Source organism: Streptomyces sp. NPDC048483, from assembly GCF_040651455.1.
Classification (GTDB): domain Bacteria; phylum Actinomycetota; class Actinomycetes; order Streptomycetales; family Streptomycetaceae; genus Streptomyces.
The window spans coordinates 33,224-55,215 of record NZ_JBEZJZ010000029.1 but is presented as its reverse complement, the minus strand read 5'-3'; the positions used below and the strand labels follow the sequence as shown (position 1 = coordinate 55,215).

Below are 21,992 nucleotides of genomic sequence, written 5' to 3'. Positions count from 1 at the left end.
CGATCGGTCAGCAATCTAACCGATCGGTCAGGCGCGGGGTGTTCCGGGGTGGGGGAAGGGGTAGTCGGGGTAGCGGCCGGAGCGCTTCGCGCCAGAAAGAGGCGCGGATCAGCCGGCCGGCGGCTGCTGGAGCACCAGCTGCCGCAGGACGTCCTCCATCGTCACCAGCCCGGCCAGCGTCCCGTCGTCGCCGATCGCCGCGGCCAGATGGGTACGGGATCCGCGCATCGCCGTCAGGACGTCGTCCAGCGGCGTCGCGGCCTTGACCCGGGCGATCGGGCGCAGCGCGCCGACCGGGAACGGCAGATCGCGCGGCACGGCATCCAGCGCGTCCTTGACGTGCAGATACCCGAGAATGCGGCTGTTGTCGTCGACGACCGGGAAGCGCGAGAAACCGGACCGGGCGGCCAGCCGCTCCAGATCCTCCGGGGTGACCCCCATCCGCGCGGAGACGACGCGCTCGGCCGGCAGCACCACGTCCCGCACCGGGCGGCGGCCCAGCTCCAGGGCGTCCCGCAGCCGCTCCTTGGCCCGCTCGTCCAGCAGCCCGGCCGCCCGCGAGTCCTCCACCATCTTGGCGAGCTGATCGTCCGAGAACGTCGCGGCCACCTCGTCCCGGGTCTCCACCCGCAGCAACTTCAGCAGCACATTGGCGAGCGCGTTGATCGAGAAGATCACCGGGCGCAGCGCGCGGGTCAGCGCGACCAGCGGCGGGCCCAACGCCAGGGCGCTGCGGACCGGCTCGGCCAGCGCGACGTTCTTCGGCACCATCTCGCCGAAGAGCATGTGCAGATAGGTGGCCAGGGACAGCGCGATCACGAACGAGATCGGATGGATCAGGGCGTGGGGGATGCCCACGGCAAGGAACACCGGCTCGAGGAGGTGGGCGATGGCGGGTTCGGCGACCGCGCCCAGCACCAGGGTGCACAGCGTGATGCCCAGCTGGGCGGCGGCCAGCAGGGCCGAGACGTGCTGCAGGCCCCACAGCACGCTGGTGGCACGGCGGTCGCCGCGCTCGGCGTACGGCTCGATCTGGCTGCGGCGCACCGAGATCAGCGCGAACTCGGCGCCCACGAAGAAGGCGTTGACGACCAGCGTCAGCAGGCCCACGAAGAGCTGGAGGGCGGTCATCGGCCGGCCTCCGTGTCCAGGTCGCCGGTGCTGCCCGCCAGGGGGGCGTGCAGCAGCACCCGCGCGGCGCGGTGGCCGGACGCGTCGAGCACGTCCATCGTCCAGCCGGCCACGTCAAGGCTGTCGCCGCGCGCCGGGATCCGGCCCAGCTCGGTGGCGATCAGGCCGGCCAGCGTCTCGTACGGCCCCTCGGGCAGCCGGAGGCCGATCCGCTGGAGCTGGTCGGTACGGGCGGCGCCGTCGGCCTGGAAGAGGCTGCGGCCGTCCGCGTCGGATCCGGCGGGCGCCAGGTCGGGGGTTTCCAGCGGGTCGTGCTCGTCGCGGACCTCGCCGACCACCTCCTCGACGATGTCCTCCAGCGTCGCGACTCCGGCCGTGCCGCCGTACTCGTCGATGACCACGGCCATCGTGCGCCTGCCCGACAGCCGGTCCAGCAGCCGGTCCACGGTGAGGGTTTCCGGTACGAGCAGCGGCTCGCGCAGCAGCTCGGAGACGGGGTGGCGGGGGCGGCGCTCGGCCGGGATGGTCAGCACGTCCTTGATGTGGGCGACACCGACCACGGCGTCCAGGCTGCCGCGGTAGACGGGGAAGCGGGACAGGCCGGTCGCCCGGGTCGCATTGGCGACGTCCTCGGCGGTGGACTGCACCTCCAGGGCCATCACCTGCACACGCGGCGTCATCACATTCTCCGCGGTCAGATCGGCGAGATTGAGGGTACGGACGAACAGCTCGGCGGTGTCCGGCTCCAGTGCGCCCTCCTTGGCGGAGTGCCGGGCCAGCGCCACCAGCTCCTGCGGGCCGCGGGCGGAGGCCAGCTCCTCGGCGGGCTCCAGGCCCATCCGGCGGACCATGTGGTTGGCGGTGTTGTTGAGATGCCGGATGAACGGTTTGAAGGCGCCGCTGAAGCCGCGCTGGGCGGTGGCGACGTTCTTGGCGATGGCCAGGGGGCTGGAGATGGCCCAGTTCTTCGGGACCAGCTCGCCGATGACCATCAGGGCGACCGTGGAGATCGCCGTGCCGAGAACCAGGGCCACCGAATCGGCGGCGGAGCGCGGCAGGCCGAGCGCGGCCAGCGGGCCGGCCAGCAAGGTGGCGATGGCCGGCTTGGACAGCATGCCGATGACCAGGCCGGTCACCGTGATGCCGAGCTGTGCACCGGAGAGCTGGAAGGTGAGGCTGCGGACGGCCCTGAGGGCGCTGTCCGCACCCCGCTCGCCGCGCTCGGCGGCGCGCTCGAGGTCGCTGCGCTCGACGGTCGTCAGCGAGAACTCGGCTGCGACAAAGACGCCACAGGCCAGCGTCAGGAGGAACGCCACGCCCAGCAGGAGCAGGTCGGTCATCGGGTCACCTCCGTCCCATGATCGAACAGGATCGGGAGGTTCGCGCTCTCGCGGGAGCGTGCCCGGCGACCGGCCCGGCAACTGGGAGGCTCGTCCATGACTGGACGCTCACACACCTTTCACGTGAGGAATTCCGGCAGGAGGAATTCTTGGGGAGGGTCCCCTCATGGTAAAGGATCAGCAAAATCAGCGGGCCGGCCGCCCCCGGTCAGTCCACGAGGCGCTTGACCCAGCGCCGCCAGTGATCCTCGCGGTGGTAGCCGGCCGCACCCCATGTGTGGTGTGCCCGCTCGTTGGCTTCCAGGACCATGGCGTCGGCCCGTCGGCCGCCCAGGGCGCTGAATCGTTGTTCTGCCGCCTCCAGCAGCGCGCCGGCGATGCCCTGCCGACGGCGGTCCGGATGCACGGCCAGCCGGTAGGCGGAGCATCGCCATCCGTCGAAGCCGGCTATCACGGTCCCGGCGAGGACACCGTCTCGCTCCGCGAGGAGCAGGGCTTCAGGGTCGCGCGTGACGAGTCGGGCCACCCCGTCGTGGTCGTCACTGATGCTGGTTCCTTCCGCCGCTTCACGCCAGAACTGCAGCACGGTGTCGATGTCGGCGAGGGTGGCGCAGCGGATGTGGAGATCGCTCATGAGGTGAGCCAACCAGAGCGCCGACCTGTTCGGCGAACGGTTTCCGCGCCGAGGAATGCACTGCGCCCAGGGTGCCTGCCGGCGTGCTTGGCGTTCAGGCGGAGCCTGGTGAGCACTCGCCAGCTCTTCCGTCGACACACCCGCCCCTGTAAGACGCGAAGATGGTGAACGTCTGTTACGCGAGGGGCGTCCGCGTATGCCCTTCGCGGCACCAGCCCGAGGGGCCCTGCGCGTCATCGAGTCGCTGCGGCCGCACCGATCCTGTCGCAGTCAGTCTCTGGCGGAATCAGAAATACGCAGGCGGGGAGCCCTCATGAAGACAGTTGACCTTGAACTGGGAGATGCGCGCCCGGTGACTGATCTGCTGCCCGTCCTACGCCAACTGCGTCCCCGTCTTACGGAGGACCTCTTCCGCGAGGTGTGCGAGGAAGGCCATGGGCAAGGACTGCGGTTCACCGCGTCGTACGGCGACGATGGGGTATGCGTCGGCGCGGCGGGCTGGCGCATGGTCAGTAACACCAGTGCCCTCCGCAAGCTCTCCATCGACGACCTGGTGACCACGCAAGAATCCCGCTCCACCTCAGTCGGACGGCACCTCCTGTCGTACCTGGAGGGCAAGGCTCGCGAACTCGGATGTCGCTCCTTGGAGTTGGACTCCGGGACCCGGTGCACGGACGCACACCGCTTCTCCCTACGCGAACGTATGGACATCACAGCCTTTCCCTTCGTCAAGCGCTTGGGCTGACACGAGTCAGTAACCTGATCTTCGAGGCGGCGCTGAAGTACCGGCCGATCGCGCTGTGAGCCGTTGGCCGAGTCAGGCGGCCGGCCGCGGCCTGTTGTGCGGCCGCTTCGGCAGGCTCAGAGCAACCGGTCGGGCGCTGTTCCCCTCTTTCCGGGAAAGCGCCTCAAGGGGGAAGCACCGTGGGTTGGTCACGTATCACGATCGTCACGGTCGCCGTGGTGTGCGGCGGGACGGTGGTGTGCGGTGTCGGCGCCTCCGGTACCGCGGCGGCCGACGACGGCAGCCGCGCCAAGAAGAAGGTGCAGCTGCTCTTCCAGTCCGACGGCGAGCGGCCTGGTGAGCTCGTCTACCTCGAGGTGGTCGGCGTCGCCACGCGGCACGAGAAGGTCGTCGCGAGGTCCCCGGCCTTCGCTCACGCGGTCCGGCTCACCTACCAGCGGGACCGGATGGCGGAGCCCTCGTGGGGCCTCAGCTACAGCGCGCTGGGCCGGATCTCGATGAAGGCCAAGCGCGGTACGTACCCGCTCACGGTCTCGATCGCCGGCCGCGTCGTGGACCGGGGAACGGTCGACGTGGTGGCGTCGCCGCGGCCGTCGTTCGAGGTGAGTGATTCCGTGGAGGGTGCGCGCCCCGGCGCGTCGGTGGGGCTGTCCTTCGACGACCTGTATCCGGGGGAGACCGGCAGTTCCTTCACCGTGCACTCGAAGGCGTTCAAGGCGCCGGTCCCGCTCAAGCATGACCAGCACGGCGGGTACTGGAACATTCCCCGGATGTTCGAGGCGCTGCCAAGCGTGCGGCCGGACGCCAAGGACGGTACGTACAAGGTGGTGCTGACCGGCCCGGACGGGCGGCGGATCGCCGAGCGTCGGCTCACGGTACGGGCCGCCCGGCCCGGCGACTCCGACTACAAGGGCAGGGCGCGCGGCCCCGAGTTCTTCGGGCAGCACAGCGACCTCGGCAGGTCCCCCCGCCACTTCCGCGTCACGGCCGGCGGCCGCATGAAGGTGATGTGGCAGGACTTTGCGCCCGACCCGGGGGAAGAGAGCCGTCTGACCGCGACCTCCCCGGCGTTCGAGGAGCCGGTGCGGCTGAAGCGGTACGACAGCAAGTCCGTCGACGGCTCCGACCCGATCTTCTACGGTCTGGCCAGGGTCCGGTCCGGCCTGGACAGCGGCAGCTATCCCGTGACGGTCGTCAGCCACCACGGGCGGGTCAAGCGGAGCAACCGGCTCGTCGTGACGGCGGCTCCGGGGTACCACAGCAGCAAGCCGGGGCACGACGGCGACAAGCCGGGGCACGACCGCGACAAGCCGGGGCGGCAGAGCGATCACGCGGGCATCCCGGCCATGGCGGTCATCGGCGCCGGTGCCGGCGCACTGGCGGTGGGCGCGGCCGGCGTGCCGCTGGTCCGGGCCCGGCGCGCCCGGACCGGCGATTCCCGCTGATCCGCACGGAGGCTTCCCCGGAACGCGGCTGAACGGGCGGGAGCCGTAGGTCGGGGGCCGGGGAGGGCCAGGTTCCCTGCCGTGGCTACCGTGGCTCCAGCACCCCTCGAACCGCCCCCTGGAGAACCCCCCGTGCCCGTACCCCTCGGCGAGGACGTGGTGGCGCTGCTGCGCCGCCCCAGCACCTGCTACATCGCTACCACGATGCCCGACGGCTCGCCCCAGCTCACCCAGACATGGGTCGACACCGACGGCGAGCACGTCCTGATCAACAGCGTCGAGTCGCATCAAAAGACCCGAAACATCGCGCGTGACCCGCGGGTGGCCGTCGCAGTCGCCGACCCCTCGGAACCTGCCTCCTACGTCCAGATCCGCGGCCGTGTGGTGCGTGTGACCACCGAGGGAGCGGTCGACCACATCGAGGCGCTCGCGCAGAAGTACCTCGGCGGGCCCTACCCATGGTTCGGCGGCCGCGACCAAGTCCGGGTGATCTATGTGATCCAGCCCGAACGGATCAGCAGCCCCCGCGGCTGACAAGGGCCGACGCCATGACGTGAGTTGCCGATGCGTGATGAGGCCTGGAGGAACCCCGAACCGGCGCGTGCGCGCGCCGGCCTTCCGGGCCCGCCGTACGGGACGTCCTGCGGGCGATTGCGCCGCGCGCACGATGCTGCATGCTTTCGGTGGTCGGCGGAGGTGACGAGGGGGACGGGAATGAGTGCACAGGCCAGCTGCGGGCGGGTCCTGCTGGTGGACGACGACGCCGCGATCCGGCGGTCGCTGGGGCGTGGGCTGCGGTTGAAGGGGTTCACCGTCGACCTGGCCGACGGAGGCCGTAGCGCGCTGGCGAAGGTGGCGGAGGAGGGGCCGGATGTCGTGGTCCTGGATATCTCGATGCCCGATCTCGACGGCATCGAGGTGTGCCGGCACCTGCGGGCGGACGGCAACGACATACCGGTGCTGATGCTGTCCGCCCTGGACGAGGTGGCGGACCGGGTGGCGGGGCTGCAGGCCGGTGGAGACGACTATCTCGTCAAACCCTTTGCCCTGGATGAGCTGGTGCTGCGGCTGCACGCGCTGTTGCGCCGGCGGCCACCGGCTGCCACCGACGCCGTACGGGTCGGGGGCCTGGTGCTCGATGCGGCCGCGCGCACCGTCCGCCTCGACGACAGGCCGGTGGAACTGACCCGGCGTGAGTTCGAGCTGCTCGAAGTCCTGGCCCGTAACGCCGGCCTCGTACTGACCCGCGACCAGCTGCTGGACCGGGTGTGGGGCTATGACTTCGAGGTGCGCACCGACGCGGTCGACACCTTCGTCAGCTATCTGCGCCGCAAGCTGGAGACGGGCGGACGGCCCCGGATCGTGCACACGGTGCGCGGCGTCGGCTTCGTCCTGCGCGCCGACGAGGGCAGCGGGAGCGGCGAGAGCAGTAAGGCCAGGGGGAGCGGCGAGGGGAAGTGCCGGTCGTGAGGTTGTCCACCAGGATCGCGATCGTGGTGGGGGCCGTGGTGCCCCTGCTGGTGGTGGCCTCGGGCTGGGTGCTGGTGGGCCTGGTCGGCAAGGATCTGCATGCGCAGGCCGACCAACGGCTCGGCGAGCGTGCCCACAGCATCGCGTCGGCGGCCCGCGGTGTGCTGCGTGCCGCTTCGAAGGACCGGCCTCGCGCCGAGCAGGCTCACCAGCGCAAGCTGTTCACCGCGGCGTTGGACATCGGTATCCGCCTGAGTGGCCCGGACGGCACCGTCATGGACGGCCCGCAACCCGACGCCTCCGTGCACCTGCCGCCGGCCGGGACCGGACATCCGGTCACCGTCCGCTCCCGTGGCAAGACATGGCGCGCACTGACCGTACCGGTGACCACCGGCCGACCCGGTGTGGCGGGGACGCTGTGGCTGTTCTCCCCGGAGTCCGCGCGCCAGGCGCAGATCCAGCTGGTACGCGGCCGGGTGATCACCGTTGCACTGCTCGCCGCGCCTCTGTCCGCGGGCCTGGCCTGGGCGCTGGCCGCGGGGGCGTCCCGGCCGCTGCGGCGCCTGCAGCAGCGCACCAGCGGCCTCGACCCGCACACAAGTGCCGCCCGGCTGGAGCACACACCGACCCGGATCACCGAGGTCGATGACCTCGCGCAGACCCTGCAGACGTTCCTCGCACGCTATGACGAACAGGCCACGCGCACCGCCGAGGCCCTGGCCACGGCCCGCTCCTTCTCCGCGGCCGCATCCCACGAGCTGCGCACCCCGTTGATGAGCATGCAGACCAGCCTCGACATCCTCGACGCCTTCCACGACCTCGACCCCGCCGACCATGCGGAGACCGTGGACGACCTACGGCGCGGCCACGCCCGGCTGCTGGGCCTGCTGGTGATGCTGCGGGCGCTCGCCCAAGGTGACCTGGTCGAGGCGGACGCGTTCGCACCCGTCGACCTGGCCGACCTGGCGGACGCGGCCGTGTCCGACCTGCGCCGCACGCATCCCGAGGCCGAGGTGACGCTCGACGGCGCGCCGGGCCTGACGGTGCTCGGATGGCAGCCGGGTCTGCGGTCGATGCTGGACAACCTCCTCGCCAACACCCTGACGCACGGCCGCTCCGCGGACGACCGGGCCCATGTCGCCGTACGGCTGCGCGCGGACCGCGACAGCGACACCCCCGCGGTCGTGCTCACCGTGGACGACCAGGGGCCCGGGGTGCCACCGGAGCAGCGGCAGACGATCTTCAGGCGCTTTCACCGTCGCGCCGACAGCCCCGGGTCGGGTCTGGGCCTCACGCTCGTCGCCCAGCAGGTCGACCTGCACCGCGCCCAGTTGCGCGTCCTCGACGGCCCTGGTGGCAAGGGGACCCGATTCGAGATCACCGTTCCCCTCGCACATCCGGAACAGCCCGCTGTGGTGGTGCCGCAGCACCGGGACTGGCTGTCGGACACCGCTCAGCAGCGACAGCAACAGCGACAGGAAATTCACAAAGTAGGTCCCTAGCTTGCTCCTGGCGGCGTCGGCAGCGTGCCCACGCCCGCGAGGAGGAGGCCCCGTGCACACCAGCGGCATCGCAGTCCCGGCCGAGATCACGAGGGGTGAGTCGCGGATCGGCGTGTTTCTCTCCACCGCGTCCACCTCGCTCGCCGCGGCCGGTCTGGCAGTGGCCGTCTTCATCTGCGGGGTCCTGGTCACCGAGGACGGCAGCGGGGTGCGCGTCGAACGGCCCGCCACGACGGCGACCGCGGCGACCGCCCCGCCTCGGTGAATCCCTGGGTGTCTCTGGATGTCCCTGGGCATCTCTGGCTGCCCAACCGCCCGGAAGCAGCGAGGGGCAGCTGATGAGGCAGCTGATGAGGCTCACAAAGAAACCACAAGAACCGCTCCTACCTTCGCTCTCACGCAGCCCGCGCCGGTCCCCGCACGGGGCGGGCCGCGGGCCGTACCCGGGAAGTACAGAGAACGGAGACACTCATGCAGCGTCGCAAAGCGACCATGGCAGGGGCCCTCGCGGGCCTCGTCATCGCCACGACGGCAGCCGTGGCGCCCTCCTACGCCGCCGACAGTGCGAGCCCCGCCAAGCCGGTCTCCGCGGCCGCCCACGCGAAGGGCCCCAAGGGTGATGGGGCCAAGAAGCTGTGCCGTCGGGTGCCCAAGCTGGAGAAGCGGATCGACAGGCGGATCACGCGCATGGAGGGCACGGTCGGCACGCGTGGCTCGATCAAGTTCCTGGAAGCGCGTATCGCCAACGCCAAGAAGGCCGACCACACCGCCATCGCCACGTTCCTCGGCGACCGGCTCACCACCCGCAAGGGCCTTCTGGCGGCCCTCAAGAAGAAGAAGCCCGACCTGAAGGACGTCGCCACCTGGTGCGAGAAGAACAAGGGCGGCGTGAAGGACAAGGCGGCCCCCACGTCATGACCCACCGCCGGCGCCTGTCCGTACTGGTGGCGGCCGCTGCTCTGGCGGTGCCACTGCTGGCCACCACGGCCTGCTCGTCCTCCACCACACCGGACAAGGCACCCCCCACGCCCGGCAGCAGTTCCCCGGCCTCGCCCGATCAGCTCGGGAAGATGCAGAAGAAGGTCGACGACGCCGAGCACGCCGTCGATTCGGCGGACGCCAACGGCAACGCCGACAACTCCGGAAACTGACACCCGGCGCCTCCGCCAGGCCAAGGTGCCCGGCGTGGGCGCCGGCAGACGATGCCAGACGCTTCTCGACCTCGCGCACCATGAAGCTGACTTGACGCCCTCTCAGGCCCTGCGGCTGGTCGCGGGCATCCTGGATCACGGGCCATCGCCTCCGCCCACCTCCCGACGCATCCCAGCCGCTCTCGGTCCGCACTCTGATCCGGACGCGAGTGTGTGGGTCGGGGCGCGGTCGCCGATATCGTGGCCGTTCAGCGCAATGGCCCGGGCCAGGCATTGGCGAGCCGAGGGGAGGGCGGCATGACTGTGGTGACGCGCTTGGTCGCTCACGCCGATCTGGACGATGTTGCTACGGACGCTCGGCAGATGTCGGTGTCGGTACGGCTTGTGGCCGTACTTGCGGACGGCCGCAGCCTGGTGCTGCTCGACGATCGCGGCTGGAGCTCCTCGCTGCACGGCGGCGGAGTGGACCTCCGGGCGTGGATCTCGGCCGAGGACGTCGAGAGGACGGCCCGGGCGGTGGTCGGGCCGGACGAGCCGAGCGACGGCGAGACGCCTGAGCAGGCGGCGGCCGGCCACTGGGGTTCCCTGGCCGCCATCTTCGGGCGGCAGGGTGTGGAGGTGGACCCCCGAGAGCTGGAGCGGCTGGCGCATGATGTCGTGCTCAGCGAACGCCTTCGAGCATGGATCGCCAGAGCGGCTCAACGCTAGTCACACACTGCACTGATGGGAACCCGGTGTTCGAGCTGGGCACGTCCCCGCACAGCTGCGTGGCGTTACGGTTCATGGGGATTGGCCCGAACACCGGAGGCGAGGGAGCGCCCACGGTGTGGGTGGAAGTGGCGCACCAGATGCGGATCCGGCTGTAGGGCCTGTTCCGAAAGTGCTGTGGCCTGGGAGCATGGTGCGATGGAACGTATTCGGCAGACGGTCAGTTCCGGGTCGCCACTCGAACCGCACATCGGATTTTCGCGGGCAATCCGCAAAGGGGCGCATGTTGCGGTTGCCGGCACCGCTCCCATCGGGGATGACGGGTCGACGGTGGGGCAAGGCGACGTCATGCACCTTCGTTGAGGTCTCACGTTTCATCGATCCGGACCGGCTCGTCGAAGTAGAGCTCGACGCCGTCCTCGACCAGCTTCCGAAAGCGCTGGTCGCAGCCGGACGACGACGACATTGCTGAAGCCGTACGCGGTATCAGGAGTCAACCGCTGGAGCGGGATTGTGTCCGCGATCGCGCGGCGGACCGTCTTTTTGGCCAGGACGGCCAGGACGGCCAGGACGGCCAGGACGGCCAGGACGGCCAGGACGGCCAGAACGGCCAGAACGGCCAGGACGGCCAGGACGGCCAGGACCCCGGACCTGCGGAGTGCTCCTCGTCCTCGACCACGAAACGCACGCTGCCGTCGAGGACGAAGAAGGTCTCGTCTTCGCGGTCGTGCCTTCACCGGGTTCCAGGTTGAGGCGGTGCCCGGGGGCGGGTGGGCTCGGGCCCAGATTCAGTCCCCGCCCGTGGGTTGGGACGCCGATCGCTCCGGGCGAGCCAGTTCCTGCGGTACGGCCGCGCGGAGGGCCGCGGCGATTGCGGCGACTGCCGGATGTCGTGCGGTGCCGCTTCGAAAGGCGATCTTGGTCCGCCTGTGGAGGGACAACCGGGTCAGCGTGACGTCGGATCGGGGGTCCACCACTGCGAGTTGCGGGACAAGGGCAACGCCCTGGCCCGCTGCGACGAGGGCCAGCACGGTGGTGAATTCGTCCACCTGGTGCCGGACGCGTGGGGTGAATCCAGCGGCTTGGCAGGCCCGGACGGTCATCGCGTGGCACAACGTTCCCGGGTTCGCTGTGATCCAGGCCGAGTCCTTCCAGTGCCCGATCACAGGGCCGCCAACTGGTTCCCGCGGTGCGGGTGACGCTGATGCGAGGTACATGAACTCGCTGCACAGAGGTTCGGCCGCCAGGCCGGGTTCGGCAGATGACGGCACGAAGTCGTATTCATGGATCAACGCAACGTCCAGGTCCCCCGCGCGCAGGGCGTTGGCGGCCCCCGCCGGATCAATCTCCAGGACCATGGGTTCGAGGCCCGGATGCTGACGGGCGAGGGAGTTCAGCGCCGCGAGGACCATGGTCCGGGCGGCGGTGGGGAAGGTGCCGATCCTTACCGAGCCCGCCAGACCGTGGCGAGTGTCGGCCAGCTCTGCGGCGGCCTGTTCCAGGCGTTCAAGGACAGCCTCTGCGTGGTGGACCAGGTTCTTCCCGGCCGGGGTGAGAGTGACCCTCCGGCCTGTGCGCTCCAGAAGGGGAACTCCTGCTTCGCGTTCGAGGGCGCTGAGTTGCTGGGAGACCGCCGATGGGGTGAACGCGAGCGCATCGGCGACGGCAGCGATGGTGCCGCGCAGGGACAGTTCCCGCAGCAGGCGCAAACGCCGAACATCGAGCATCAGCTCAGCTTACGCTCTGCCTCAGGAATGCGAACTGGACCTACATGATCTGCCAACGTCACCCTCGTACCCATGACTCAGCACCCGTTCCTGCACGGAATTCACGTACCGCTCATCACGCCGTTCACTGCCGAAGGACGCATCGCGGAGGACTCCCTCGAAGAACTCGCCCGTGACGTACTGGACGCGGGCGCCACCGGCATCGTCGCACTCGGGACGACCGCCGAGGCCGCGGTGCTCGATGCCGAAGAGAAGGCCGCGGTCATCAACGTATGCGCCCGGGTCTGCCGGGAACGCGACGCGGCCCTGATGATGGGCGCCGGCACCAATGACACCCGGGCCAGTGAAAGGGCTCTGGCGGAGCTCACACAGTGGCCGGAGGTCTCCGCCGCGCTGGTGCCCGTCCCCTATTTCACCCGTCCCTCGCAGGCCGGTGTCCTCGCGCACTTCACCCACCTGGCACACACCAGCCCCCTGCCCCTGGTCGTCTATCACATCCCCTGTCGCACCGGGCAGTCGCTCAACGCATCCGACCTGCGATCGTTGGGCCGACTCCCCGGCGTCGTGGGGACCAAGCTGGCGCAGACCGGCATCGATCAGGAGACCGTGGACCTGCTCGGCGACCTTCCGCCCGACTTTGCGGTTCTGGCCGGAGAAGACCTGTCGCTGTCCCCCTTGCTGGCGCTCGGCGCGGCAGGCGGCATCATCGCCTCAGCTCACCTGGCCACCGGCCGGTTCGTGGAATTGGCCGCCGCCTGGCACCAAGGCGACCTCTCGCGGGCCCGGGACCTCGGGCACGCCCTGGCGAGGCTGTCGGCTGCGGCCTTTTGCGAGCCCAACCCCACCGTGATCAAGGGCGTGTTGCATGCACAGGGCCGCATTCCCACCCCGGCCGTACGTCTGCCGCTGCTGCCCGCGTGCCGCAACTCGGTGGTGGAGGTGCTGAAGTGCCTGGCTGACCTGGGCGAATAGCTACTTGCTCAGGAGAGGGCGTTCTGCGGGGCCTGGGCGGGACTCGTAGTGTGTGAAGGCAGGTGGACGTTACGGGGCAGCCGCTACTTCTCCAGGCGGGACAGGTCGGGTGCGCGGTCGCCCACGGCCTCCGGGACGGCCTGGCTGATCGACTTCATCTGCTCGGCGGAGAGCCGCACCTTTAACGCCCCGCTGTTCTCGTCGAGGTGGGGGCGGCGGCGCATGCCGGGGAGGGGGATCACGGTGTCGGGCTGGGCCAGCAGCCAGGCGAGTGCCAGTTGCGCCGGCGTGCAGCCGATGTTCGCGGAGAGCGCCCGTATGCGCCGGACCAGCTCCAGGTTGGCTGAGAGGTTCTCTCCCTGGAAGCGTGGCTGACCGCGCCGGACGTCGTCGGCGGCCATGGTGTCCACAGAGGTCAGGGCGCCCGTGAGGAGGCCACGCCCGAGGGGTGCGTACGCCACCAGCGCGACGCCGAGTTCACGGGCCGCGGGCAGGATCTCCCGTTCCAGGCCACGCGTCCACAGCGAGTACTCGCTCTGCAACGCCGTGACCGGGGCTGCGGCACAGGCCCTGCGGAGGGTGTCGGCACTCACCTCCGACAGGCCGATGCAGCGCATCTTTCCCTCGGCCACCAGCTCGCCCATGGCGCCGACAGTGTCCTCGATCGGGACGTCGGGGTTGCGGCGGTGGAGGTAGTAGAGGTCGAGGTGGTCCACCCCAAGGCGCCGCAGTGACGCCTCGCAGGCCGTCCTGGCATACGCGGGGGTCGAGTCGATCCGGCGTGCCCGGGGATCGGCGGACCGGACGACGCCGAACTTGGTGGCAAGAAATACCTCGTCGCGGCGACCTGCGATGGCCCGCCCCACGAGTTCCTCGTTGGTGTGCGGGCCGTACATGTCGGCCGTGTCGAGGAACGAGATGCCCCGGTCGAGTGCCCGGCGGATCGTCGCGACCGACTCCGTCTCGTCAGCCGACCCGTAGAAGTCGGACATGCCCATGCAGCCCAGGCCCATCGCCGACGCAAGCGGACCGTCATGGCCCAGCCGCTTCTGCAACATCGCCATCCCCTTTCTCCCGTTGCCCTCCATCGGGCAGCGGTCTTCTCTGCGGCCCTCCACGACTCCTATGCTCAGTAGGGGAGTTGGCCATACCGGGCCGGAAGAAGGGCGCCGATGCTCCGGGACATCACGAACGGCTGGACGCACCACTCCTTCGCCTCCCCTGCGGCGTTTCGCCTCCCGTACCTACCCGACCACGCGTCTCTGGCCCGTCGCATACATGAAGAATTGCTCGACGGCCCTGGCTTCACCGTGGTGACGGGTACGCCCATCGCCACCATGAGCACGCAAGACGCCCAGGAGTTCAGCGAGTCGATGCTTCGCCACCTCGGCGAGCCGCTCCCGCAGGGCCGCGGTACGGACACCGCCCTCGCGTGGCTGGTCCGGGACGAGGGCCTCTCGGCGTACATCGACGACCGCCGTTTCCACGAGAACGCCTACACCTCCAAGTCGCGCGGTTACCTGCATCTGCACAACGACCAGGCTGTCCAGCCCTTCGGACAGGAACCCGACAGCATCGCCCTCCTCACCCACCGGAAGGCCGAACAGGGCGGCGCATCCGTGCTGGTGGACGGCTGGACAGTGCACCGGGCGCTGTGCGAGGAGTTCCCGGAGGTACTGCACCTGCTCGGCGCCCCGTTCCCCTTCGACCGCCGCCACGTCACGCCTCCGGGAGCACCGCCCGTGGTGTGGGCGCCGGTGTTCGCGCAGGTCGGTGGTCGCCTTCACGTCCGCTGCAACGTCAAGCGGATCGAGACCGCCACCGAGCTGACCGGCGAGCCACTCCCGCCCGACAGGAGGGCGGCCCTGGACACTCTGCGACAGGTGCTGGCCCGCCCGGAACTCAAGATCACGACCCTGCTGGAGGAGGGCGACTGTCTCGTCATCGACGACCGCCGTGTCCTGCACGGCCGTACGTCCTACGAGGACCACAGTGACCCCGCCCGCCGACGGTGCCTCGTCCGGGTCATGCTCCGGCGGCACCAGCCCACGCGCACCACCTGACCCCGGCATCGCCGCTGGTCGGCAGGCGGCAGGTGGGTGGTGGGACCGCAGGCCGGCGACGGCTGGGGCGATGTCGTTCAGTGTGGCGGGCCACTGACCGCGGAAAAGTTTCCAGAACCTGCCGGTCGCGCGGCAGGCGATGAGTTCTCGCCGGCTCAGGAGTCGATCCCAGTGCAGGCGGATTCCGCACCCGAAAGGCAGCACCATGGGCAAACTGATCGTTACCGCATTCGTCACCTTGGACGGCATCATGCAGGCCCCCGGCGGCCCGGGCGAGGATGTCGACGATGGCTTCGAGCACGGCGGCTGGCAGGTCCCGTACGTCGACGACGACTTCATGGGCCTGATGAGAGGGGTCTTGGAGCGGACCGCCGACCATCTCCTGCTCGGCCGGAAGACCTACGACATCTTCGCCGCCCACTGGCCCCGCGTCACCGACGAAAACGACCCGATCGCCGTGAAGCTCAATGCCATGCCCAAGTACGTCGCCTCGCGCACCCGGAACACGCTGGAGTGGCACAACTCCCATCTGCTGAAGGGCGAGGCCGCAGAGTCCGTCGCACGGCTCAAGGAGCAGCTCGACGGCGTGATCATGACGCAGGGCAGCAGCGACCTCATCCACACCCTGCAGCAGCACGACCTCGTCGATGAGTACCGGCTGCTCGTCAACCCGGTGATCATCGGGACCGGCAAGCGGCTCTTCGCCAACGGTGCCGCCCCTGCGGCCTGGACGCTCGCGGAATCCCGCGCCACCAGCGTGGGCGTGCAGTACTGCGTCTACGAACGGGCAGGGAAGCCCGAGTACGGATCCTTCATGCTGGACGAACAGGAGTGAGCGCTCAGGCCCGGGCGTAGTCGGCGAGGGCCGGTTCGAGCAGGGCGAACGCCTGGACGGTCTCGTCCTCGAGGACCGCTGCGATCTCCGGGTTGGTGCGGCCTGCGAGGGTGAGGTCCTGGATGCGGCGGAACAGGACGCGGTGCACCCCGCCGAGCAGGGACGCGGCCGTGCGGGGAGTGATGGCGTCGGCGGGGGCAGCGGTGGCCTCGGCGAGGGCGGCGGTCAGGGCGTCTTCGCGCTGGTCGTGCAGGCCGCGCAGGCAGGCCGAGAGGGTGGGGCTCTCCACGATCATGCGGGTGAACTCCGGGCCGGCGAAACCGGAGACCGGGTCCTGTGCGGTGACCGCGGACAGGAAGGCGCGGCGCAGCGCCGAGAGGGCGGATTCGCCGGGTTCGCGGGCGGCGACGGTGCGGGCCAGGCCGGTGACGAACTCGTCCTGCTGGTCCAGGGCCAGGTCTTCCTTGCGCGGGAAGTAGTTGGTCACGGTCTTCTTGGCGACGCGGGCGGCGTCCGCGATCTCGGTGATGGTGGTGCGCTCGAAGCCCTGCTCGATGAAGAGCCTGGTCGCCTGGTCGGAGATCAGCTGCCGCGTCTCGCGCTTCTTGGTCTCGCGCAGGCCCGTCGGCGCGGCGCCCGTCGTGGTGCTCGACTCGATACCCATGGGGAAATCTTACCCTCGTTGTACTTTTATATTGACACCCCTCTTGCCTCCTGCGTAAATTTACGCCCGTCGTAATTTTCCCTGTGGGGGAGCGCTGCTGCGTCACCCGCTCGTCGGCGGTGCGGCGCACGGAGCCCGTTCCATGACCACCCATGTGTGAGAACCACGCGACCACGTACGACGGAGGACTGTTGCTGAACGTCACTGCTGTTCCCGCGGCGCCCGGGCAGACCCGGCCGGCCCGCGACCGCATCGGCGCGCCGGTCGCCGCCCCGCTCCCGGCCGACGCCGAGGTGCGTGGTGGCTGGGTCACCGCGCCGGGCGCCCGGGACGGTGCGGTGATCTACGTGCACGGCGGAGGATTCGCCCACAGCATGCCTGAGGCCGAGCGCGTGATGGCGTACCGGCTGTCGAAGGCCACCGGCCGCCCGGCCCTGCGGGTGGACTACCGGCTGGCGCCGGCCCACCCCTACCCCGCGGCGCTCGAGGACGTGCTGGCCGCCTGGCGGAGCGTGCTGGACGAGGGCGTTGCCGCCTCGGAGGTCGTCTTCGCCGGCGAGTCGGCGGGCGCCACCCTGGTGCTGTCCGCCCTGCTGGAGATCAAGCGGGCCGGCGGTCCGCAGCCCGGTGCCGCGGTCGCGGTCTCGCCCGTCACCGACTTCACGCTGACCGGTGCGTCGCTGTCCGCCAACGACGGCAAGGACGTGCTCAGCCACGCCGTTCTCCGCTCCATCGGCACCCAGTACCTGGCGGGCGCGAGCGCTCAGAAAGCGCCCCAGTCGCCGCTGTTCGGCGACCTGCGCGGGCTGCCGCCGCTGCTGGTCGCCGTCGGTACGGACGAGGTGCTCCTGGACGACGCCCGCCGCTTCGCCGAGGCGGCCGACGCCGCCGGGGTGAGCGTGCACCTGGACGAGTACGAGGGCATGCCGCACGCCTTCCACCTGTCCGAGCAGGGCGAGGTGCTGCTGGAGCGGATCGGGCGGTGGCTGGCGGACCCGGTCCGCGAGTTCACCGTCAGCGGTCCGGACGCGGGGCCTTACGCGCTGGCGGACGGACCTGACGGGGCACTGTGGTTCACCCTGGTCCACCAGGACGGGATCGGCCGCAGAGACATCAACGGCCACGTCACGCTCACCTCCGTCGGCGCGGGCCCGACGATGATCGCCCAAGGGCCCGACGGCGCCCTGTGGTTCACCGAGTACCGTGCGCATCGCGTCGGCCGGATCACCATGGACGGCGAAGCCTCCTCCTTCGCTCCGCCGACGGCCGCCGGCGGTCCGTACGGCATCGCCCCCGGGCCGGACGGAGCCATGTGGTTCACGCTGTCCGGCGCAGACCGCATCGGCCGGATCACCATGGACGGCGACATCACCGAGTACCCGGCACCGGGCGCCTTCCCGTCCGCCCTCACCGCGGGCCCCGACGGCGCGCTGTGGTTCACCCTCAACCAGGGCAACGCGATCGGCCGGATCACCACCGACGGCCGGACGTCCGCCTACCGGCTGCCGACCGAGGCCGCCGCTCCGGTGGGCATCACCGCCGGACCGGACGGGGCGCTGTGGTTCACCGAGATCGGCGCGGGACAGATCGGGCGCCTCACCGTGGACGGCACCGTCACCGAATTCCCCCTGCCCGACCGTCAGGTGCGACCGCACGCCCTCACCACCGGCCCCGACGGGGCGCTGTGGTTCACCGAATGGGGCCGCGGCCGGGTCGGACGCATCACCACCGACGGCCGGATCACCGCATACGACCTGCCCCGCTCCACCTGCGAACCGCACGGCATCGTCCAGCACCGCGGCGCACTGTGGTGCGCCCTGGAAACCGGCTCCCTGGCCAGGATCGAGGTGTCCCTGTGACAGCTCCCACCCCTGCCGCCGCTCCCGACGCCCCGCCGACATCGAGGCCGCCGCGGACAGGGAGTTGACGTGACCCACGCCCGTCAGACCCATCACGCCCATCACGCCCATCACGCACCAGAACCGAACACGACGAAAGGAACCCCTTTGCCCCGGACGGCCTTCGACGCAGGAGCCGAATTCGACCGCCAGGTCCGCAACCTGACCGACCTCGGATACCCCGCGTTCTCCGGCCTCGGCCCGGAGCGGTTCGCCGCCCTGGTCGCCCCGCTGCGCGACTGCGCCGTGGCAGCCTCGGCAGCGTCGGACAGCCGGTGCGAACCCGAGTCCGGCCGCGTGCCGTTCCTGCTGGTCGTCACCCGGAACGCGGCCCCGATCGAGGAGACGATGCCGCGCACCACCCTGCACGGCGGGCGACTGCCCGGATTCGTCGACCGGTCCTTCGAACCCGGCGCCCTCGAACGGTTCGTCGCCACCGAGGAGACCGGACTCCCCGGCCAGGACGCCTATCTGCTGTGCGACGTCGAACGCGGCGAGGAATTCTGTGGCGCCGTCCCCAACGACGCCATGAACGTCATCGCCGAAAGAGACCGCACCCTGCTCACCATCGAGGAAGGGATCGCACTCCTCACCCATTTCCCGCAGGTGCTGGTCAAGAACAAGTGCTTCTCCCTGGGCGGTTCGCGGAGCGGCGACCGCAGGGTCCCGGCCATCTGGATCAGCCAGAAGGCACCGAAACTCGGCTGGTGCTGGGCGGGCAACCCGCACACCTGGCTCGGCATGGCCTCGGCGGGCACCCGCCGCGCCCTCTCATAGGGGAGCCCCACGGAGCCTGGGCCGGGAGCCGAGGGCACGCAGAGGAGCATGAGGGCAGGGCCTCTTGGACGCGGCCGTAGCGGATCTTGCGCCCTTTCTTCGTGCCGAGGAAGCGCCGCAACTGCTGCTGTGCGGTGCGGCCCTGCTGTGCGGGCTGGCGCTGGAAGGTCTGCAGGGCGCGCAGGTCGCCCTCCGCCCGGATGAGCTCCGTCACCCGTGTCACCCCCAGCGCGCGGATGAGCTCGTCCTCCAGATCCGCCGCGCAGACGAAGAACCCTTGCTGTGTTGCACTGGCCCGCTCCCACCCGCGGGCGTAGTAGCGACGCTCCGCCTCGTCGCACAGTCCCGTGAGGCGGAGGCCCAGGCCGGGTGGCCCGAGGAGGCGGGCGAAGCGCCCGACGCTCATCGCACCGCCCATCGGCAGGACGCAGATCCCTTCGGCTGCCAGGTCCCGGCCGCGGCTCTCGGCCAGCGCGCTGACCGCTGCGACATCGCTCGGCCCTTCGAGCAGGACGGCCGCCCGGACGGGCAGCCGCGCGGCCAGCTCGTGCGCGGGATCGCCGGGGCCACCGGCCGCCCACGCGGTGACCGCCTCACGGAACGCCCCCATGTCAGCCATGGGGCGAGTCTCCGCCCTTTCCGGCCGCCACGGTAGGGAATTTCCGCCGGCGCGTCGATCGGCGGTGAGCAGTCGGGCCCGACGGTCCGAACCAAGGAGGAGGCTGCCGCCAGGTGCGGCCCGAGGTGGCCAGGAAGGCGCGGCCCGTGTCCGGCGCCCGTCAGCTGCCCCGCAATTCCTCCAGCACCGGAGCGAACGCGTCCAGGAACGGGTCAAGGACGGTGATGTACGAGAACCCGAAGCGCTCCCGCCGCTCCCGAAGCTGCTCGGCCATCTGGGCGGGTGTGCCGATCAGAAGGGTCGGGGCGTCCAGTACCTGGCCCAGCTCGGCGGGCTCCGGGCGCCCGGCGGGGCCGGCGAACCCCCGACGGCGCCGGACCCGGGAGGACAGCCGGGCACCACGTGACATTGCGCATCGACCTCGCCTGGCTCCTTCTGATCGCCGAACAGCACACCCCCTCCGACCCCCAGGTCACCGACTGGGGCGCCCTGGTGGCGGCCGTCAGCCGCCACGAAGCGGAGATATTCGGCGTCCCCGTCTACACCGAGCCGCCGGACCGTGCCGCGTCCCTGCTCCAACTCCTCATCCAGGTACCGGCGTTGGAGCGCTCGAATGCGATGTTCGCGACCGCCGTCGCCTACGGATATCTCGTCGCCGGCGGCCTGAAGGTCGCCACTTCCCCCGAGCGGGTCCGCGACCTCGCCCGCCTGATCAAGGACGGTACGGCCGACGTCCGCGCCGTCGCCGACGAACTGCGCACCTGGACGGTGTGAGCGCACGCCCCGTCAGCACGTCGCCCGCCCGGTCAGCACCTCGGTCGGCCGCTCAGCACGTCAGCCGCCCGGTCACGACGTCAGCCGACCGGCCGCCGCGCCCTCCCCAGCACCGCCGGGGACCACGGCAGCGTCGGCCCCCGCTCCGGCACCGTCAACCGCCGTACCCGCACCACCTCGAACCCCGCCGTGCGCAGCTCCGCGAGCGGATCCCGACAGGTGTGACAGCCGCCCATCAGCGGCGGCCACACCGTATGGTCCAGCGACCACTGCACCGCCGCCAGCCCCCGCCCCGGCGCCCGGCCGTGCTCGAGGAACCGCAGCTCGGCGCCGGGCCGCAGCACCCGCCGCAGCTCGGCCAGCGCCCGCCGCGCATCCCGTACGGAACACAGCACCAGCGACACCACCGCGCAGTCGAACGCCTCACTCTTGACCGGCAGAGCCTCCGCCACCCCCGGCACCAGATCCACCGGCACCTCCGCCTGCGCCGCGGCCGTCCGCGCCGCCTCCCGCAAGGTGGGCTCCGGCTCGATCGCCACCACCTCCGAGACCGTGCCCGGATAGCGCGCGAAGTTCAGCCCGCTGCCCGCCCCGACCTCGATGACCCGCCCGCTGACCCCCGCCAGCAGTTCGTCCCGCAGCGCCGCCACACCCGCGCGCCGGTCGGCGGCCGGCCCGTAGCACCGCGCGTACAGCCGGGCGAAGACCGGATGGTGCACCGTGGTCCGCGGAACGTTCCTGCGCTGCCACATGACGGCCCCTTTCGCCGGCGGTGTCCGCTCCTCCCCTCAGTTTCCCCACTGAGCAGGCGCCAAGTCCGCAGATGTGGCCGACCCGCCCAGCTCCGGCGCCAGCCACCCGCGCGCCGCGCCGCGGAAGGCGCTCGGCGGCAGCGCGCCGGAGCCTTCCGGGACCAGGCCCAGCAGCGGCGCGCCCGCCGCCTCCGGGAGGTCGGCGAGGTTGCAGCGGGCGGCGAGGCCGGGCGCGGCGGGCCAGCTGCCGACGACGACGCCGGGGCAGTGGAGGCCGTACGCGCGCAGGGCCAGCGCGGTCAGGGCGGTGGCATTGAGGGTGCCGAGGCCCGCCTGAACGACCACCAGGACCGAGGCCCTGGCCAGGCGGGCGGCGTCGGCGAGGGTGTGGCCGTCGGCGTCGAAGCGGACGAGGAGGCCGCCGGCGCCCTCGACCAGGACGAGGTCGTGCGAGGCGTCCAGCTTGGCGGCCGCGTCGGCGATGTCGCGGGGGAGCACCGGGGGCAGACCGGCCCGGGAGGCGGCCGTGGCGGGCGCCAACGGTTCGGGATAGCGGGCGAGTTCGACGGTGGTGACCGGACCGGCCAGCCGCTCGACCTCCGCCGCATCACCCGTCCCGTCGGCGGTCACCCCGGTCTGCGCCGGCTTGAGCACCGCCACCGAGCGGCCCTGCGCGAGCGCCGAGGCGGCGATCGCGGCCGTGGTCACGGTCTTGCCGATCTCCGTGCCCGTGCCCGTCACGAACAGCACCGACATCTTTTCGCCTCTCCTCTTGAGCTTCGGCC

General features: G+C 70.8%; 25 protein-coding genes and 1 pseudogene. 16 read left to right on the top strand and 10 right to left on the bottom strand.

The features are described from left to right. Positions 1-108 precede the first annotated feature (108 nt). From AB0D04_RS17735 to AB0D04_RS17725, 3 genes are all read right to left on the bottom strand, one after another. Complete coding sequence (locus tag AB0D04_RS17735) at positions 109-1,131, bottom strand: hemolysin family protein (RefSeq protein WP_362703831.1); 1,023 nt, start codon at positions 1,129-1,131, stop codon at positions 109-111. Beyond that, entirely contained in the window at positions 1,128-2,471 is a 1,344-nt protein-coding gene (locus AB0D04_RS17730) for a hemolysin family protein (RefSeq protein WP_362703828.1), read from the bottom strand. The genes AB0D04_RS17735 and AB0D04_RS17730 overlap by 4 nt, the downstream gene beginning before the upstream one ends. Before the next feature lie 208 nt (positions 2,472-2,679). Then, complete coding sequence (locus tag AB0D04_RS17725) at positions 2,680-3,105, bottom strand: GNAT family N-acetyltransferase (RefSeq protein ID WP_362703826.1); 426 nt, start codon at positions 3,103-3,105, stop codon at positions 2,680-2,682. 313 nt (positions 3,106-3,418) lie between these two features. On the opposite strand from AB0D04_RS17725, the gene AB0D04_RS17720 reads away from it, so the two are divergent. The 9 genes from AB0D04_RS17720 (at position 3,419) to AB0D04_RS17680 (ending at position 10,126) form a co-directional block, all read left to right on the top strand. Beyond that, positions 3,419-3,850: a GNAT family N-acetyltransferase gene (locus AB0D04_RS17720; protein WP_362703824.1), complete on the top strand. Its 432-nt coding sequence runs from the start codon at positions 3,419-3,421 to the stop codon at positions 3,848-3,850. 179 nt (positions 3,851-4,029) lie between these two features. Then, positions 4,030-5,295, top strand: coding sequence for a hypothetical protein (locus AB0D04_RS17715; protein WP_362703821.1), 1,266 nt, complete (start codon positions 4,030-4,032; stop codon positions 5,293-5,295). A gap of 132 nt (positions 5,296-5,427) precedes the next feature. Further along, positions 5,428-5,829, top strand: coding sequence for a PPOX class F420-dependent oxidoreductase (locus AB0D04_RS17710; protein WP_362703818.1), 402 nt, complete (start codon positions 5,428-5,430; stop codon positions 5,827-5,829). A 180-nt stretch (positions 5,830-6,009) separates the two neighbouring features. Then, positions 6,010-6,765 carry a response regulator transcription factor gene (locus AB0D04_RS17705; RefSeq protein WP_362703816.1) on the top strand — a complete coding sequence of 252 codons (756 nt, stop codon included), beginning with the start codon at positions 6,010-6,012 and terminating at the stop codon, positions 6,763-6,765. After that, on the top strand, positions 6,762-8,267 hold the full coding sequence (locus AB0D04_RS17700; protein WP_362703813.1) for a HAMP domain-containing sensor histidine kinase: 1,506 nt from the start codon (positions 6,762-6,764) through the stop codon (positions 8,265-8,267). Before AB0D04_RS17705 ends, AB0D04_RS17700 begins: the two co-directional genes overlap by 4 nt. Positions 8,268-8,319: 52 nt before the next feature. Further along, positions 8,320-8,532: a hypothetical protein gene (locus AB0D04_RS17695; RefSeq protein ID WP_362703811.1), complete on the top strand. Its 213-nt coding sequence runs from the start codon at positions 8,320-8,322 to the stop codon at positions 8,530-8,532. A 206-nt stretch (positions 8,533-8,738) separates the two neighbouring features. Next, positions 8,739-9,185 carry a hypothetical protein gene (locus AB0D04_RS17690; protein ID WP_362703810.1) on the top strand — a complete coding sequence of 149 codons (447 nt, stop codon included), beginning with the start codon at positions 8,739-8,741 and terminating at the stop codon, positions 9,183-9,185. Continuing rightward, positions 9,182-9,418, top strand: a complete 237-nt coding sequence (locus AB0D04_RS17685) for a hypothetical protein (RefSeq protein WP_362703808.1) — start codon at positions 9,182-9,184, stop codon at positions 9,416-9,418. Before AB0D04_RS17690 ends, AB0D04_RS17685 begins: the two co-directional genes overlap by 4 nt. Before the next feature lie 297 nt (positions 9,419-9,715). Next, entirely contained in the window at positions 9,716-10,126 is a 411-nt protein-coding gene (locus AB0D04_RS17680; RefSeq protein WP_362703806.1) for a hypothetical protein, read from the top strand. Positions 10,127-10,914: 788 nt separating this feature from the next. Here AB0D04_RS17680 and AB0D04_RS17675 read toward each other — a convergent pair. Continuing rightward, positions 10,915-11,853, bottom strand: a complete 939-nt coding sequence (locus tag AB0D04_RS17675) for a LysR substrate-binding domain-containing protein (protein ID WP_362703804.1) — start codon at positions 11,851-11,853, stop codon at positions 10,915-10,917. Positions 11,854-11,925: 72 nt separating this feature from the next. Between AB0D04_RS17675 and AB0D04_RS17670 the strand changes: the two genes are divergently transcribed. Next, on the top strand, positions 11,926-12,825 hold the full coding sequence (locus AB0D04_RS17670; protein ID WP_362703801.1) for a dihydrodipicolinate synthase family protein: 900 nt from the start codon (positions 11,926-11,928) through the stop codon (positions 12,823-12,825). Between the two features lie 83 nt (positions 12,826-12,908). Here the strand turns inward: AB0D04_RS17670 and AB0D04_RS17665 are convergent, their stop codons facing one another. Continuing rightward, positions 12,909-13,889, bottom strand: a complete 981-nt coding sequence (locus AB0D04_RS17665) for an aldo/keto reductase (RefSeq protein ID WP_362703798.1) — start codon at positions 13,887-13,889, stop codon at positions 12,909-12,911. A 108-nt stretch (positions 13,890-13,997) separates the two neighbouring features. Between AB0D04_RS17665 and AB0D04_RS17660 the strand changes: the two genes are divergently transcribed. Both AB0D04_RS17660 and AB0D04_RS17655 read left to right on the top strand, forming a co-directional pair. Further along, a complete protein-coding gene (locus AB0D04_RS17660; RefSeq protein ID WP_362703796.1) occupies positions 13,998-14,888 on the top strand; it encodes a TauD/TfdA family dioxygenase in 891 nt (296 codons plus the stop codon). Between the two features lie 205 nt (positions 14,889-15,093). After that, entirely contained in the window at positions 15,094-15,723 is a 630-nt protein-coding gene (locus AB0D04_RS17655; RefSeq protein ID WP_362703794.1) for a dihydrofolate reductase family protein, read from the top strand. Positions 15,724-15,727: 4 nt separating this feature from the next. Here AB0D04_RS17655 and AB0D04_RS17650 read toward each other — a convergent pair whose 3' ends face one another. After that, the gene (locus AB0D04_RS17650; RefSeq protein ID WP_362703791.1) at positions 15,728-16,387 is read right to left on the bottom strand and encodes a helix-turn-helix domain-containing protein; all 660 of its coding nucleotides are present in this window, start codon (positions 16,385-16,387) and stop codon (positions 15,728-15,730) included. 152 nt (positions 16,388-16,539) lie between these two features. Here AB0D04_RS17650 and AB0D04_RS17645 point away from each other — a divergent pair. The 3 genes and pseudogenes from AB0D04_RS17645 to AB0D04_RS17635 all read left to right on the top strand — a co-directional run. Continuing rightward, positions 16,540-17,316 (top strand): annotated as a pseudogene (locus tag AB0D04_RS17645) (alpha/beta hydrolase); the annotation flags it as partial. 57 nt (positions 17,317-17,373) lie between these two features. Continuing rightward, complete coding sequence (locus AB0D04_RS17640) at positions 17,374-18,246, top strand: virginiamycin B lyase (protein WP_362703885.1); 873 nt, start codon at positions 17,374-17,376, stop codon at positions 18,244-18,246. 147 nt (positions 18,247-18,393) lie between these two features. Further along, complete coding sequence (locus AB0D04_RS17635) at positions 18,394-19,062, top strand: DUF5701 family protein (protein ID WP_362703788.1); 669 nt, start codon at positions 18,394-18,396, stop codon at positions 19,060-19,062. Here the strand turns inward: AB0D04_RS17635 and AB0D04_RS17630 are convergent. Beyond that, on the bottom strand, positions 18,965-19,681 hold the full coding sequence (locus tag AB0D04_RS17630; RefSeq protein ID WP_362703785.1) for a TOPRIM nucleotidyl transferase/hydrolase domain-containing protein: 717 nt from the start codon (positions 19,679-19,681) through the stop codon (positions 18,965-18,967). The genes AB0D04_RS17635 and AB0D04_RS17630 overlap by 98 nt on opposite strands. Before the next feature lie 160 nt (positions 19,682-19,841). After that, positions 19,842-20,090, bottom strand: a complete 249-nt coding sequence (locus AB0D04_RS17625) for a hypothetical protein (RefSeq protein ID WP_362703782.1) — start codon at positions 20,088-20,090, stop codon at positions 19,842-19,844. On the opposite strand from AB0D04_RS17625, the gene AB0D04_RS17620 reads away from it, so the two are divergent. Next, complete coding sequence (locus tag AB0D04_RS17620) at positions 20,084-20,455, top strand: fic family toxin-antitoxin system, toxin component (protein ID WP_362703780.1); 372 nt, start codon at positions 20,084-20,086, stop codon at positions 20,453-20,455. The two genes, AB0D04_RS17625 and AB0D04_RS17620, sit on opposite strands and share 7 nt — an antisense overlap. Before the next feature lie 80 nt (positions 20,456-20,535). Here the strand turns inward: AB0D04_RS17620 and AB0D04_RS17615 are convergent, their stop codons facing one another. Together AB0D04_RS17615 and bioD are read right to left on the bottom strand one after the other, a co-directional pair. Next, the gene (locus AB0D04_RS17615) at positions 20,536-21,207 is read right to left on the bottom strand and encodes a class I SAM-dependent methyltransferase (protein WP_362703777.1); all 672 of its coding nucleotides are present in this window, start codon (positions 21,205-21,207) and stop codon (positions 20,536-20,538) included. A gap of 36 nt (positions 21,208-21,243) precedes the next feature. After that, positions 21,244-21,963: a dethiobiotin synthase gene (gene bioD, locus AB0D04_RS17610; RefSeq protein WP_362703774.1), complete on the bottom strand. Its 720-nt coding sequence runs from the start codon at positions 21,961-21,963 to the stop codon at positions 21,244-21,246. Positions 21,964-21,992: the final 29 nt, after the last annotated feature.